Annotated in this window: 15 protein-coding genes; 1 reads left to right on the top strand and 14 read right to left on the bottom strand. The window is 62.8% G+C overall.

The window, feature by feature from the left end; translation table 11 throughout:
* Positions 1–41 precede the first annotated feature (41 nt).
* The 10 genes from FJ417_RS25050 to FJ417_RS25005 all read right to left on the bottom strand — a co-directional run bounded on the left by FJ417_RS25050 (position 42) and on the right by FJ417_RS25005 (position 9,208).
* A complete protein-coding gene (locus FJ417_RS25050; RefSeq protein WP_140785277.1) occupies positions 42–854 on the bottom strand; it encodes a 3-methyl-2-oxobutanoate hydroxymethyltransferase in 813 nt (270 codons plus the stop codon).
* 10 nt (positions 855–864) lie between these two features.
* The gene (locus FJ417_RS25045) at positions 865–1,647 is read right to left on the bottom strand and encodes a hydroxypyruvate isomerase family protein (protein ID WP_140785276.1); all 783 of its coding nucleotides are present in this window, start codon (positions 1,645–1,647) and stop codon (positions 865–867) included.
* A gap of 1 nt (position 1,648) precedes the next feature.
* The gene (locus FJ417_RS25040) at positions 1,649–1,957 is read right to left on the bottom strand and encodes a MocE family 2Fe-2S type ferredoxin (RefSeq protein ID WP_140785275.1); all 309 of its coding nucleotides are present in this window, start codon (positions 1,955–1,957) and stop codon (positions 1,649–1,651) included.
* Between the two features lie 10 nt (positions 1,958–1,967).
* Complete coding sequence (locus tag FJ417_RS25035; protein WP_140785274.1) at positions 1,968–2,927, bottom strand: sugar phosphate isomerase/epimerase; 960 nt, start codon at positions 2,925–2,927, stop codon at positions 1,968–1,970.
* Positions 2,924–3,928: a Gfo/Idh/MocA family oxidoreductase gene (locus FJ417_RS25030; protein WP_140785314.1), complete on the bottom strand. Its 1,005-nt coding sequence runs from the start codon at positions 3,926–3,928 to the stop codon at positions 2,924–2,926. Before FJ417_RS25030 ends, FJ417_RS25035 begins: the two co-directional genes overlap by 4 nt.
* 90 nt (positions 3,929–4,018) lie before the next feature.
* Positions 4,019–4,852 carry an ATP-binding cassette domain-containing protein gene (locus FJ417_RS25025; protein WP_140658831.1) on the bottom strand — a complete coding sequence of 278 codons (834 nt, stop codon included), beginning with the start codon at positions 4,850–4,852 and terminating at the stop codon, positions 4,019–4,021.
* Positions 4,853–4,928: 76 nt separating this feature from the next.
* Positions 4,929–5,948, bottom strand: coding sequence for an ABC transporter permease (locus FJ417_RS25020; RefSeq protein WP_140785313.1), 1,020 nt, complete (start codon positions 5,946–5,948; stop codon positions 4,929–4,931).
* A complete protein-coding gene (locus FJ417_RS25015; RefSeq protein ID WP_246683221.1) occupies positions 5,948–6,892 on the bottom strand; it encodes an ABC transporter permease in 945 nt (314 codons plus the stop codon). Before FJ417_RS25015 ends, FJ417_RS25020 begins: the two co-directional genes overlap by 1 nt.
* A 208-nt stretch (positions 6,893–7,100) precedes the next feature.
* Positions 7,101–8,033: a sugar ABC transporter substrate-binding protein gene (locus FJ417_RS25010; protein WP_140643663.1), complete on the bottom strand. Its 933-nt coding sequence runs from the start codon at positions 8,031–8,033 to the stop codon at positions 7,101–7,103.
* Positions 8,034–8,161: 128 nt separating this feature from the next.
* Positions 8,162–9,208, bottom strand: coding sequence for a sterol desaturase family protein (locus FJ417_RS25005; protein WP_140785272.1), 1,047 nt, complete (start codon positions 9,206–9,208; stop codon positions 8,162–8,164).
* 181 nt (positions 9,209–9,389) lie between these two features.
* On the opposite strand from FJ417_RS25005, the gene FJ417_RS25000 reads away from it, so the two are divergent.
* Positions 9,390–10,424 carry a LacI family DNA-binding transcriptional regulator gene (locus tag FJ417_RS25000; protein ID WP_140785271.1) on the top strand — a complete coding sequence of 345 codons (1,035 nt, stop codon included), beginning with the start codon at positions 9,390–9,392 and terminating at the stop codon, positions 10,422–10,424.
* Positions 10,425–10,492: 68 nt separating this feature from the next.
* Here the strand turns inward: FJ417_RS25000 and FJ417_RS24995 are convergent, their stop codons facing one another.
* The 4 genes from FJ417_RS24995 to FJ417_RS24980 form a co-directional block, all read right to left on the bottom strand.
* Positions 10,493–10,909 (bottom strand): DUF4189 domain-containing protein, encoded by a 417-nt coding sequence (locus tag FJ417_RS24995; RefSeq protein WP_246687541.1) that lies wholly within the window; start codon positions 10,907–10,909, stop codon positions 10,493–10,495.
* Positions 10,910–11,018: 109 nt separating this feature from the next.
* Positions 11,019–11,744 (bottom strand): hypothetical protein, encoded by a 726-nt coding sequence (locus FJ417_RS24990; protein WP_140785269.1) that lies wholly within the window; start codon positions 11,742–11,744, stop codon positions 11,019–11,021.
* Positions 11,745–11,756: 12 nt separating this feature from the next.
* Entirely contained in the window at positions 11,757–12,326 is a 570-nt protein-coding gene (locus FJ417_RS24985) for an invasion associated locus B family protein (protein ID WP_140785268.1), read from the bottom strand.
* Between the two features lie 8 nt (positions 12,327–12,334).
* The coding region (locus tag FJ417_RS24980) for a YadA-like family protein (protein WP_181183293.1) at positions 12,335–13,395 on the bottom strand (1,061 nt) is incomplete at its 5' end.

Genomic DNA, 13,395 nt, shown 5'->3' with positions numbered 1-13,395 from the left:
CGCCAAAATGGACATCGAGATCGGCTGATCGCACTTCAACGCTAGAGATCCACCGCGGCCTTGAAAGCGGCAAGCTCCTCGTCGGCGATCGGCACGACGTGCTGCGGCTCGGGATAGGAGCCGGTGCGCACGTCGGCGATGAACTCGCGATAGGCGGCGATGCGCTCGCGCTGCAGCCGCTCGAATTCGGCGGCGAAGTTGCGATAGGTCTTGGCGTGGCGCGGCTTGTGCCCGGCGGTGTGGCCAAGCACGTCCTCACTGAAAAGATATTGCGCGTCGGCATGGGGGCCGGCGCCCATGCCGAGCATGATCATCGGCGTGTTCCTGGTGATCAGTTCGGCGATGCGGTCCGGCACCACTTCCAATTCGGCGCCGAAGCAGCCGATGGCTTCGAGGCGTTTCACGTGGTCCCACACCCGGCGCGCACTCTCGGCCGTCCTGCCGACGGCCTTGAAGCCGCCGGTCCAGGTGCATTGCGAGGGGATCAGGCCGACATGGGCGATGATCGGCACGGCGTTGTCGCAGAGCGTTTTCTGGATATCGAGCGAGGCGGCGCAGTAGAAGCAGTCGCCGCCCATGCGCGTAAAGTGATAGGCGGCGCCGAGATAGTCATGCGCCGAGACCAGATCGCCGGCGGGGCCATAGGGAAGCCCGACCTGGACGAAGCAGCGGCCCGCGGCCTCGCGCATCTCAGGCGAGAAGAAGCGTCCTTCGATCGACAGCATGTCGACGCCGGCCGCGTTCGCCGCCGCCGCCTCTTCGAGCGAGGTGACGTAGAGCATCGAAATCTTTTGTCCGCGCGCCTTCATGGCGCGGATGTCGGCGACGGTCGGACGGTTGTTCTTGGTGACCATTTTCGTTCCCTCAGATAGTGAAAGCGTTGCGGAAGGCCTCGAGCGCCGCTTCGGGATCGCCGGAAGCGAACGCTTCCATGCCGACCGGCCCGCGATAGCCCATATCCTTCAGCGCGCCGGCGATGCCGCGATAGTTGATCTCGCCGGTGCCGGGCTCCATGCGCCCCGGCACGTCCGCCACCTGGACCTCGCCGATCCATGGCAGGCAGGCGCGGCAGAGCTCGATCAAATTCCCCTCGCCGATCTGTGCGTGGTAGAGGTCGAGGTTGAGGCGCAGGCCCGGCCGGTTGACGCTCGACACCAGCGCCAGCGTGTCCTCGGCGCGCGCGAAGGGCACGCCGGGATGATCGACCGGCAGGTTGAGGTTCTCCAGCGTGAAGGTAACGCCTTCCGCTTCGGCAAGATCGGCGACGCGGTTAAGCGTATCGCGCGCCTTGAGCCACATCGCGCCGGTGACCGTCTCGCACGGGCTGACCGGCAGACCACCCTCGCCTAGTCCGGTGCCATGCAGGTTGAGGCGCGCCACGCCAAGGCGCTTGCCGACGGCGGCCGTCTCCTTAGCTGTCTTCAGGAGTTCTTCCGCGCCTTCATCGTCGGCGAGCCGGCCGCGCAGATAGCCGTTCATGATCGAGAAGGTGGCGCCGGATTTTTCGAGCATGGCGAGATCATGCTCCGGCCAGTTCCACAGCCCGATCTGGAAGCCCAGTTCGGTCAACCGCCTGACGCGGAATTCCATCGGCCTGTCGCGCCACAGCATTTCGGCGCAGGCGGCGAGGATAAAGGTGTCGGACATGTCAAATCTCGATGTGCACGCGGCCGTTCTCGACCTTGGTCTTGTATGTCCTGAGGTTCTCGCAGGCCGGTGGCGTCTCGACTTCGCCGGTGGTGAAGTCGAAAACGGACGCGTGCTTGGGACACTCCACCGTATTGCCCATGACAAGACCGTCGGCAAGGTGGATCGCCTCGTGTGTGCACAATCCGTCCGTACAGTAGTATTCGTCCGCGTCGTTACGGAAGATCGCGAAGGTGCGGCCGCCATTCTCGAAACGCTTGGCTTCCTCGGCTTCAATTTCGTCAGCGGCACAAGCGTCGACCCAGGGCATATACGTCTCCTCAGATATCTTGCGGTTTGAAGTCTGCGGGAGTCGACGGCATCACGCCCTGGAGCAGCGCGACCGACTTTTCGAGCCCCTCCAGCGAATTCAGAAGCACGTCCTCGTGCTCGATGGAGAGCCAGCCATCATAGCCGGCCATCTTCAGCCGATAGCAGAACCGCCGCCACCACTCCTCGCCATGACCGAAGCCGAGCGTGATATAGCTCCAGGAGCGGGCCGGGATGTCCATCAGGCTGCCATTCTCGAGCAGCGAGGTCGTTGCCTGAACGGGCCGGTTCAGCATCGTATCCTTGGCATGCACGTGATAGATGGCCTCGCCCAGCGCTTCGGCGGCCTCGAGTGGATCGGCGCCCATCCAGAACAGGTGCGAGGGGTCGAGATTGGCGCCCACGACCGGCCCGACCGCTTGTCGCAGTTTCAACAGCGAGGGCACGTTGTAGACGCACTGATTTCCATGCAGCTCGAGCGCGATGCGCTCGACCCCGTTTGCCTTTGCCAGCGCAGCGATCTCGGTCCAGAACGGGATCAGCTTTTCTTCCCATTGATATTTGAGGATGGTCTGCGTTTCCGGCGGCCAGGAGGAGACAACCCAGTTCGGCATGCTGTCGCCGGCACTACCAGCCGGCAGACCGCTCATGGTGCAGACGGTGCGGATACCCATCTCGCCGGCGACGCGGATGGTATCTCTCAGCCCCTCGCCCTGGGCCCGATCGGTCGGATGCAGCGGATTGCCATTCGCATTCAGGCTGATGATCTCCAGCCCGCGTTCCTCGAACGCTCCCATAAAGCGTCTCTGTGCTTCCTTATTGCCCAGCATCGACGACAGCCGGAAATGGGGGGCGGTCGACCAGCCGCACGTGTTCACCTCGATACCGGATACGCCCATGCGCTGGACATGATTGAGCAGCGCCTCGAACGGCAGGTTGCCGAGACTGTCTGAAACGAAACCGAGCTTCACGCGTAGAACTCCGGCTTTGCAATCATCCGGACAGGCGTTCGACGGCCTTCCTTCAGCGCCACCACGCCAGCTTCAGCAACCACGGCGGCGCAATAGCCGTCCCAGCAATCCGACGCTGTCACGGGAAAATCGCCAGTCATGACGAAGCGCAGGAAGTCGCGGTTCTGGCGGCGGTAGGCATCGTAGTACCGGGTCCGCCAGTCGGCGTCGCAGGTGGTGCTTTGGGTAAGCGCGGACTCAGTGCGGGTATAGGCAACATTGTTGATCGCAACAGTGCCCCGTTCGCCGACCAGTTCGGCACGCACGTCATAGCCATAGGCGGCGTTGTTGTTGATCTCGATGTTGACCAGCTGGCCATCCACGGTTTCCAACACCATGACGACGGGCGCAACACGCGCGTCCGAGCGTCTCGGCTGGAATGCGGAGATGGCGGTGTATTCAGTGCCGAGCACATAACGCACAACGTCGAATTCGTGCGGGGCGGAATTGGTGATGGCCATCGCGCCGGTGAAATCGGCGGCCGGCGTTTCGACGTTGCGGTGGAAATTGTGCACCATCAACGCCCGGCCGAGACGGCCGTCTTCCAGCGCCCGCTTCATCTCCTGGTAGGAGCGGTCGTACCGGCGCATGAAGCCGAGCTGGACGAATTTCGCTCCGGCCTTCTGTTCGGCTGCCATCACCGCAATGCAGTCGGCCGGGGCTTGTGAAAGGGGCTTTTCGCATAGAACCCGCTTGCCGGCGCCAATGCAGGCCATCGACAGCGGCGCGTGCGTGAAATCGGGGCTGGCGATGATCACGGCGTCCACATCCTGACGCGCGATGGCGCCCTTGGGGTCGGTGGCAATGTCGTTGGCGCCGCATGCATCGGCGACGGAACGAGCGCGCTGCTCATCCATGTCGCAAACCAATTGGAGGCTTGCGCCTGGCAGTTCCTCGGCGACTATCCTGGCATGATCCGCGCCCATGAGGCCGGCGCCGATCACTGCAATGCGAATTGTCATTTCTGTCCTGTTTTGCTTTTCGGGTTTACCGGATCGCGGTGAGCGGCGAGATGAAGCCACGCGCGGACTGGATAACCTCCCAAGGAAAGTCTAGTGAGCGGCTGGGATCAGGGACGGCGGATGGCCCGCATGGGTTTCCATGTAGCCTTCGACCTGGGCTTCGAGGTCGGCCATGGTCTCGCCGCCTGCCATCAGATCCGTAATCTCCTCGCGTGACTTTTCGCCCTTGCGGAAATCGGCGGCGATGGCGCCGCGGATCAGCACCGCGAAATGGTCGCCGACGGTCATGGCGTGCATGACCTGGTGGGTAATGAAGACCACCGCCAGGCCGCGCTTCTTGGCCTCGTTGACGATGCGCAGCACATGCGAGGCCTGTTTGACGCCGAGTGCCGCGGTCGGCTCATCCAGGATCAGCACGCGCGCTCCGAAATGCACGGCGCGGGCAATCGCGAGCGACTGGCGCTCGCCGCCCGACAGGCCTCCCACCAGCCGGTCGCCGTCGTCGATGCGGGTGATGCCGAAATCCCGGACCGCTTTCACCGCGATCTCGTTGGCGCGCTTGCGGTCGTAGATCCTGAACGGCCCCCAACCCTTGGTCGGCTCGACGCCGACGAAGAAAGACCGCCCGATGCTCATCAGCGGAAACGTGCCGCCGAACTGATGCACGGTGGCAATTCCGCGCCCCTGCGCATCGCTTGGGCCGGTGAATGTAACGGGCTGACCATCCATCAATATCTGGCCGCTGGTTGGCTTGTGGACCCCGGCCAGGGTCTTGATGAGGGTAGACTTGCCGGCGCCGTTGTCGCCGAGCAGGCAAAGCACTTCGCCGGCGCGCACCCTTAGCGAGATATCGTGCAGCACGTCGATCGGTCCAAAGGACTTGTTGACGTTCCTCAGTTCGAGAATGGCAGGTTTGTCGTTCATGGCGTCATCTCTTCATCTGCAATTCGACTGCGCCAGGGTGGCCTTCACCGAAGCGGGAAGTGATCTCAAACTCATCTCATGGGTTGGCTGGCTCCCGCGGCGCGGTTCGCTTGCGCCGCGGTCTGAAGTACAGCGCCAGGTCGCGGAACGACTGGTTCATCAGCACGGCCAGCAGGAGCATCGCGCCGATGATCAGGTTCGACCAGTTTCGGTCGATCTGGGTGAAGTAGATGCCCTGGCTGACGATGGCGAAGGTGACGGTTCCCACGAAGATACCAACGACCGACCCGAAACCGCCGGTCAGCAGCACACCGCCCACCACCACGGACACGATCGCGTTGAAGATGAAGCTCATGCCGCCGGAGACCTGGGCGGAGTTGAACAGGATCGCCTGGCAGATGCCAACGAATGTGGCGCTGACCGCGGACAACACAAACAGCGCAATGGTCATCCGGTTCGTCGGAATGCCGGCATTGCGGGCGCTGACCTTGTCGCCGCCCATTGCAAAAAGCCAATTGCCATAGCGGGTCTTGTGCAGAACGAAACCCATGATGGCGGCGAAGGCGACCCACCAGACGATGATGACCTGGTGACTGCCGCCGATCAGTTGGCCGAACAGGAATTTGGCCCAGTCCGGCGCAGTGAGCGCAACGCTGGCGTTGCCGGTCAGAAGCACCGACCCGCTGAGCACCACCCCTTGCATGGCGACCAGCGTGGCCAGGGTAATGATAAGCGAGGGCACGGAGGTGCGGATCGTCAGCAGGCCGTTGATCAGCCCAACCGCCACGCCGACCGCCAGCGCGCCGGCGATCCCTACCGTTATGGGCAGTCCGTAGTAGCCGGTCAGGATTGCCGTGGTCATCGAACCGGCGGGGATCAAGGCGCCGATGGAAATGTCGAGTTCGCCCGCGATCATCAGCAGGCCGACGGGAATGGCGACGATGCCGAGATTGGCCGCGAAATTGACCCAGCTCGCCGCGCCAACCAGCGTGCCCAGATTGGCGCCGCCGAACAGAACGAAGAACAGCACCACGCCAATGAGGCTGAGGACCGATCCGGCTTCGGGACGGCGCAGTGATGATTTGATTGCGTCCATCATGACTGTCCTCCCTTCTTCGACGAATAGCTGAGCGCCAACTGCCGGAACGTGTCGTTGGTCAACACCGCAATCAGGAGAAGCGCACCGATGATGACGCTGCCGACATTGGGATCGAGACTGGTGAAATAGATGCCCTGGTTCACGATCGAGAAGGTGAGCGTGCCGAACACGATGCCGACGATCGAGCCGAAACCGCCCGTGAGCAAGACGCCGCCGATGACCACGCACATGATGGAATTGAAGATGAAGGACTGGCCGGCCAGAACCTGCGCGCTTTGGTAGACCATCACCTCGCTGACCCCGACGAACGCGGCGCTGAAGCCGGACAGCATGAAGAGGCCGATCGTCAGGCGCTTGGTTGGGATGCCGACGTTGCGCGCACTCTCCTTGTCGCCGCCGAGCGCATAGATCCAATTGCCCATCGGCGAGATGTGCAACAGCCAGAACAGGCCAACCACGAACACGACCCACCACAGGATCGTGACCTGGAACATGCCGCCGAGATAGTCACCCAAGATTTGCTTGGTAAGCGGGTCCGGCACGAGCGAGACGCCGGTGCTGCCGGCGATCTTGACGGTGAGGCCCAGCGTCAGACCCATCGTGCCGAACATGGTTCCGATAGTGATGATAAGCGACGGGATGGTTGTCCTCGTCACAAACAGGCCGTTGACGAGGCCGACAGCGAGGCCAAGGCCAAGCGCTGCCGTTATGCCAAGCCAATCGGGCAGCCCGTAGTGACCCGAGACGATGGCAGCGGTGAGCGACGCCGCGGGGATCACCGCGCCGACCGAGATGTCCAGTTCCCCGGCGATCATCAGCAACCCTATCGGCAGCGCAATGATCCCGATCTCGGAAGCGATGTTCAGCCAGCTTGCCGCACCGGCTGCCGACATGAAACTGCTGCCGCCGAATAGGCCGAAGAAAAGCAGGACTGCGACCATGCCAAGGAACGAGCCCGACTCCGGTCGACGTGCCAACCGGCCGAGCGCCAGTCCGGACCGCGAGCGTTCGAGCGCAGGCGTTGATGTGGATGCGGCGGGATGTGCCATTAGGGTAATCCGCGAGCACGCGGCTGGCCGTAATGTGCCGCCGCAGAGAAAGGGAAAAAGGGCCGCCCGCCGCAAAACGCGGGCGGCCCAGGCGGGAGGATTATCGTGTCCCTGCTTTCACGCCAGCGATGGTGGCGTCGACGTTCGTCTTGTCGATGATGCCTGGTCCCGTAAGGATCTCGCGGGTGGGCACCGACAGGCCGTAATTGACGTGACCATTGAGGATCGCCACGGCGAGATATCCCTGCAGGTAACCCTGCTGGTCGATGGCGCAATCCTGCTGGCCACCCTTGATGTTGTTCAGGATCGTCTCGTCAAAATTCATGCCGCACAGGTGCACCTTTCCGACCTTGCCGGCCTGGGTGATGCCGTTCATGGCCGAGTTGGCGTCGACGTTGCCGATCGTAAAGACAGCGTTCACGTCCTGGTGCTGCAACAGATAGGCCTTCACCGCCTGGGCTACGGCGGTTGCCGAGCCGAAGGATGTGGCGGGCAATGGCAGCACGTCGGCTTCGCCACCACCGTTCTTCATACCCTCCTTGAAGCCACCGCAAAACGCCTCGATGTTGGCGGCGCCCGGCAGCGTGTTGATGCAGACGCCCTTCTTGTTGCCGGCCTTGGTAAGGTACTCGCCCGCCGCGACGCCGCCCTTGTAATCATCGGAGCCGACATAGTTCATGGCGCCGAGACGATCGGCCGCCTTCAACCCGCCGGCATTGTAGATAAGCAGCGGAATGCCAGCGTCCCTTACCGCCTTGAACGCAGGATCCATCGCTTCCGGCACCCAGTCCGGGCCGACGATGGCATCGGCCTTCTGGTCGATGGCCTGACGGATCAGCTCTGCGGCGTCCACACCCAGATTGTCGTAGTTCTGCGGTCCGAGCCAGGTGACCTTGCCGCCTTGAGCCTCGACGACCTTGCCGGCGTCTTCGGCACCGCGCTTGACGATCGACCAGAACGGATCGTCCGGCTTGCCGCCGACGACGAAGATGTTGGCGGCGAGCGTCGCGCCGGTGCTGAACCCGATCAGCATCGCCGTCGAGACGAGTGTCTTGAAAAGCTTCATGGTATTCCTCCCAGATTACCCCATAGGGTTTCAACAAAAGTCTTCCTGTTCCGGGCCCACTCCTCACGGACCCAGCCGAAACGGCGCCTGGTTCGTTATTCCGCAGGCATTCCGGATGCCGGATCGCCGCGGCCTTCCTGCCGGCTCCGCACCTTTTCCTTTTTCTTGCGGAAGCGGGCCTTCATGACCTCGTCGGCATCCTTGCTGCCGTCGTGCCAGGTGCCGAACAGCTTATCGAGTGGCACCAGCCCGTCGCCGCCGTAATTCACCTCGAAGTACTTGTGGTGCAGGTAGTGCACGTAGGAATGGCTATCGAGATTGACCTTGTCGGTGATCTCGAAGGTCTCGAAGCCGAGATGGCCGTTGACGGCGCCGAAACCGGCTCCATGCAGCGTGAAATAAGCGCAGACCGGGTTGGACGGGATCAACAGGTGCAGCCAGGCTTCGGCATGATAGAGGAAGCCCTCGACCGGATGCATCGACAGCGACGACCACGGGCTCGGATTGATCGAATTGTGATGGACCGAGTGCACCCATTTGTAGAGCGGCGGCCAATGGATCGCCCGGTGCAGGAAGAAGAAATAGACCTCATGCACCGCAGGCGCGATAAGCACCAGGAACGACAGATATAGCCAGTTCGTCGTCCAGGGCAGCCAGACAGCCCAGCTGTTCGCGTAGACCCACAGCATCACGATCTCGACCACTGTCCACAGCGGTATGGTGACGAAAAACGAGCGGGTGAAATTGTCGACGTTCTGGCTTTGAAACCAGAACACGTCGGACGGCGCGTCCGAGGGAAACTTTGGATTGTACTTGAAGCGGTTCTGTTGCTTGCGCTGGACGTAGTAGCGCAGCTCGAAGAAGCCGTAGAAAAGAAAGATCCCGGCGGCGTTGAGGCCGTACAGCCAAAGGTAGTTGAGCAGCGAGAGGCTCGCTAGACTCTGCCAGCTCGGGATCAGCAGGTTGACCCAAATGAGCGACGTGGCGAGGTGGAAGGTGTTCCACGGCCAGAAGAATTCTGGAATCCAGGCTACCACCTTCTTCACATTGAACGGACGGTGCCAGATCGGCGCCGGCTCGGCACGGTGATGTGGTGCCCAGTTACCGCGCTTGTCGCGCGTTCCATACTGAAGATCATCCATCGTGACAGCGCCTCCGTGCCCGGATCGGTCTGGGGTCTGTGGGCTCTCGACATCCGATCGAGGCCTCACTCGGCGCAATTCATATCGGAGGGTTGATATTCGGAGAAGGCAGAAATAATATCAAAATTGCATTTGTATCATTTAGTTTCAATCATGATGATACAGAGAAGGGTGGGCGTTCATGAAGCGGCCGACAATCCACGATCTTGCTACCGCGGCAGGCGTGTCGGTGGCGACGGTGAACAGAATTCTGGGCGGCACCGTTGCCGTGCGGCCGAAAACAGTCCAGCGCGTGCAAAGCGCCGCGGAAGAAATTGGCTTTTACGGCATCGGCGCGATCGATGACCGGGCGCGAAAAATCTCGCCGCATTACCGGCTGGGTTTCCTGCTCCAGCAGTCGACCCGCGACCTCTACCAGCTATTTGGGAAGAAGATTGTCGCCGCCTGCCGCGAGCGGCGGGACGAGGTCATCGACCCTGTCGTCGACTTCGTGGATATTTTGACGCCGGAGACGATATCGAGCCGGCTCATCGCGCTTGGCGATGCATGCGACGCTGTGGCGGTGGTCGCGGCGGATCACCCGATCATTGGCCAGGCCATCCGTTCCCTGAAGGAGATGGGTAAGCCGGTTGTCTCCTACATCACAGATCAATCCGCACCGGAAAGGGCGGCCTATGTAGGCACCGACAACTGGAAGCTGGGGCGCACCGCAGCATTCCTGATCACGCAAACGACCCAAGGGGCTGGTCGAATCGCTGTTTTCATCGGCAATCATCGCTACCAATGCCAGGATGTCTCGGACGCCAGCTTCCGCTCCTATCTGCGCGAGCACGCGCCTCGGCTCACAGTGGAGGAGAGCCGCCCCACTCACGAGGAATCGAGCGAGGCCTACCGCATGGTGGCCGAGTTGCTGAAGACGACGGACGATCTGGTGGGGATTCTAATTGTCGGCGGCGGCATCACAGGCGTGCTTCGCGCCTTGAGGGAAGTGTCTTCCGAGAGGCGATCGGGGATCAAGGTGGTATGCCGCGACATTGGGCCCGAGACGCGCAAAGGATTGTCCGAAGGATTGATCACGGCAGCTCTCTGCCACCCCCTTGAAGCGACCTCCGCCCTTCTCGTGCAGACCATGATCGATGTCATTGGACCACAAGCACCATTCGCGACCCTTCAGCGGTCGATACCTTTCGAAATAGTCACACCGGAGAATATCTGAGGCAGCGGGCCGCTGCCTTCCGCTTCACGCGGCAGAACATCTAATGCAGGCTGCAGCGTTGTCGACGCTCAGGTGCAGACCCATTCGCGGATCTTGCACTGCTTCTCCTCACCGCCGCATTCGGCCTTGGCCTTGTCCTCGGCTTCGCGACGCGTCGTGGCGGACGCGACACCCCAGAACCGGGTCGCCGGGCCACGGCTCTTGCCGACTGAAAGCGCCGCGCAATGCTCATAGGGAAAGCCGGTGCCGTCATCATCGTCCCAATGGCGATGGTTGCGAAACACCTCGACCACCCTGCAGCCCGCGCCGTCCGCATTCTCGCAGTGCTTGAGCGCGATGTCTTCGGCTTCCTGCCGCTTGTCGGCGCCCCAGAAGAAGCCGTGCCTGCCGTCGCCCGGCGAGTAGGCGATCGCGCCCCAGATTCCCCTCTCCTCGCCGGTCTGCGCCGGCGGCGGCGCCACCAGGTCAGCGGCCTGGCTCGCCATTGTCAGTCCGACAAAAGCCGCCAGCAGCGGTAATGAGAGGCGACGGTTGATCAGCATTTTCGTAGCTCCCAATTGCAGCTCTCCAGGAATCGACCATCACGGTTGGCCGCTAGCCGCCCATGCGGGCGACCGAGACGACGACACAGGTATTGCCGGTGGGGACCAGCAGCGCCTGGCCGCCATTGTTGGCCAGGTTGAAAAGCATCGTGTTCGAAAGATTGTCCGCCAGCAGGCTGCCTTTCGGGAGCGTTCCGGCAACTTCCTGGCAAGAGCGCTGGAACGGCGCCACGCGCACGAAGCCGCCCTCGCAGGTCTGGCCGACGGGCGAAGCAAAGACGACGCCCGCGGCCTGCGTCTTGTAGTCCGGCAGATCGTAGCTCATCCCGGCCACGGCCTGCACCGCATGGGCATCCGGCGAAGTTTTGTCCCACTGTGTCTGCACCGCATAGGTCGATCCTGCCGTCAGCGCCTGTCCGAGCGTGGTAAAGAGATTGGCGCAGGTGCGCACGCCCGCCTGAGCGACATGCGCCTGAAACGGATTCTTGTTCGCCGCGATATCCGCCGGCACAGGCGCGGCTTGCGCCGGCTCGCCCTGCACAGGCGCCTGTGCTTGCGCGGAAGCCGTGCCGGCGACGAATGTGCCGAGCGCGGGATAGAGACGGAGCGACAGGATCACCGCCGACGCGACCAAGACCGCGAACGCGCCGAGCAGCGCCGTGTTTCGCACCAGGCGCCAGCCTGGCGAACGCTGTGGCGGCGCATTTGCCGGCGGCTCCGGCAGCGCGACCGGCTGGGAGTGCGTCAGGATTCTGTCCTCGATGGATTGGCGTGTCATCTCAAAGTCTTTCTAGTTGATGGCCGACAGCGCGGTCTTGAGCCCCTTGAACGGGGCATCGAGGCTGACGGTCGCTCCCGACGGCAGGGAATAGGAAACCTGGACCATCGTCTCCTTGCCGATCTGCTCGCGAAGCACCGGGCCGACGGGTAGGTAACCGACGCAAACCGACGCGTCGCAGCCTTGCATTTGAACGTCGACCGGCTGTTTGCGGCCGGCAAATCTGAGCGAAAGCTTGCTGCCTGCCCCTGCCGCGCTGGGCGCGCGCAATATCATGAACGGCTTGCCCTTCTCGTCGGCCGCAAGCGACCAGCTGAAGATTATTGCCTGGCCCTGGTCGATGAAGGACTGGCTGATGTTGCATACTTTCTTCCTGGCCTGCAGGTTCTCGTCGCAGATCAGCGTCCAGTTCTCGAACGGACGCGTGATGCGTTGATATTCGCCAAGCTTCACGTCCGGAGGTACCGCGACGTCGGAAGGTTTTATCCTGTAGGCAGGGGCCGCCCCTTGCCCGGCCGCGTGCGGGCCGGACAGAAGGAGGCAAACCATCGATATTACGGCAAGGACTGTTTGCCTGGTCATCAGCAGACTCAGTTCAGTGTAAAGCTGACGCCCGCGCCGACACCCCAGTGCCCGCCCGCCGTCGTGCCGGAGAGGTTCGCCCGGGCTCGGCCGTCCTCGCTGGTGTAACCGGCGCCGAACGCGACCGCCCCCTCGCCGCGCCAATAGCCGCCGCCGGCCGCGACGCTCAGCTTGCCGGGGCGGTCGTCGTAGCGCAGCGAGGCGGCTGCCAGGCCGATCGCGGCGGCCTGCCGCGCCTCGCCGCGCGCCTCGCCCATGTCCATGTTGAGCTGGCTGAGCTTGGAGTCGGTATAGGCATTGGCCTGCTGCAGCGTGGTGGCCGCCACCTGATTGGTGTAGGTCTTGGAGTTGTCGAACGTTGTCGCCAGCCCGTTGTTGAGCTGCAGCACGTTGACTGCATCGGTGTCAGCAGTGCCGGCGCCGACATTGTGGATGACAACGGGCGCATTCACGTCACCGCCGACGAGCGTCAGCGAGTTCGACTTGGTGCCGTCCGGGTTCTTGTCATATTGAACGGCGAACTCATTCAGGTTGCCGACGCTCCCCTGCACCGCTTCGACAGCCTGATTGGTCGCGTAGAGCTGGCTGCCATTGATGGCATCGGTGGAAGTGTCGCTGATCCTGCCCGCGGCCACATTGGTTACGGTGCGTTCGTTGCCGACGCTGCCGACGCTCACCGTGCTCGTCGGATTGGTTCCGGCGAAGGTGTAGGCGACGCCGTTGATCGTCGTGCCGGTGGTGGCGACGGCAGCCGCCGTCGTCGAGCCGGCGCCGAGAGCGACGCTGCCCGGCTCGTTGGCCGTGGCGCCGGCACCGAGCGCCATTGACTGGGCGCCGTTGGCGGTCGAGTTCGTGCCTAGCGCGATGCTGTCTGCCGCATTGACAGTCGAGGTCTGGCCGATCGCGATGCCGCCTGGCGCCGTCTGCTGGACGATGGCGCCGTTGCCCATGCCGATGCCGTTGTCGCCATTGACGGTCGTGCGCGGGCCGATCGCCACCGAATCGGCGCCGACCGCCAGCGAGTCCGACGCGGTCGAGTTGGCGTGGAAGTACATGCTTCCGGTCACCG

The sequence above is a fragment of the Mesorhizobium sp. B3-1-7 genome (genome assembly GCF_006439385.1).
In the GTDB taxonomy this organism is placed as follows: domain Bacteria; phylum Pseudomonadota; class Alphaproteobacteria; order Rhizobiales; family Rhizobiaceae; genus Mesorhizobium.
The sequence above is the reverse complement of the archived record's forward strand: the minus strand, read 5'-3'. Positions and strand labels throughout refer to the sequence as shown.

Bases quoted from the DNA above. Each gene is read 5' to 3' on its own strand.
- FJ417_RS25050 (WP_140785277.1), bottom strand. From the start codon at position 854: ATGGTCACCAAGAACAACCGTCCGACCGTCGCCGACATCCGCGCCATG.
- FJ417_RS25045 (WP_140785276.1), bottom strand. From the start codon at position 1,647: ATGTCCGACACCTTTATCCTCGCCGCCTGCGCCGAAATGCTGTGGCGC.
- FJ417_RS25040 (WP_140785275.1), bottom strand. From the start codon at position 1,957: ATGCCCTGGGTCGACGCTTGTGCCGCTGACGAAATTGAAGCCGAGGAA.
- FJ417_RS25030 (WP_140785314.1), bottom strand. From the start codon at position 3,928: ATGACAATTCGCATTGCAGTGATCGGCGCCGGCCTCATGGGCGCGGAT.
- FJ417_RS25025 (WP_140658831.1), bottom strand. From the start codon at position 4,852: ATGAACGACAAACCTGCCATTCTCGAACTGAGGAACGTCAACAAGTCC.
- FJ417_RS25020 (WP_140785313.1), bottom strand. From the start codon at position 5,948: ATGGACGCAATCAAATCATCACTGCGCCGTCCCGAAGCCGGATCGGTC.
- FJ417_RS25015 (WP_246683221.1), bottom strand. From the start codon at position 6,892: ATGGTCGCAGTCCTGCTTTTCTTCGGCCTATTCGGCGGCAGCAGTTTC.
- FJ417_RS25010 (WP_140643663.1), bottom strand. From the start codon at position 8,033: ATGCTGATCGGGTTCAGCACCGGCGCGACGCTCGCCGCCAACATCTTC.
- FJ417_RS25005 (WP_140785272.1), bottom strand. From the start codon at position 9,208: ATGGATGATCTTCAGTATGGAACGCGCGACAAGCGCGGTAACTGGGCA.
- FJ417_RS25000 (WP_140785271.1), top strand. From the start codon at position 9,390: ATGAAGCGGCCGACAATCCACGATCTTGCTACCGCGGCAGGCGTGTCG.
- FJ417_RS24995 (WP_246687541.1), bottom strand. From the start codon at position 10,909: ATGGCGAGCCAGGCCGCTGACCTGGTGGCGCCGCCGCCGGCGCAGACC.
- FJ417_RS24990 (WP_140785269.1), bottom strand. From the start codon at position 11,744: ATGACACGCCAATCCATCGAGGACAGAATCCTGACGCACTCCCAGCCG.
- FJ417_RS24985 (WP_140785268.1), bottom strand. From the start codon at position 12,326: ATGACCAGGCAAACAGTCCTTGCCGTAATATCGATGGTTTGCCTCCTT.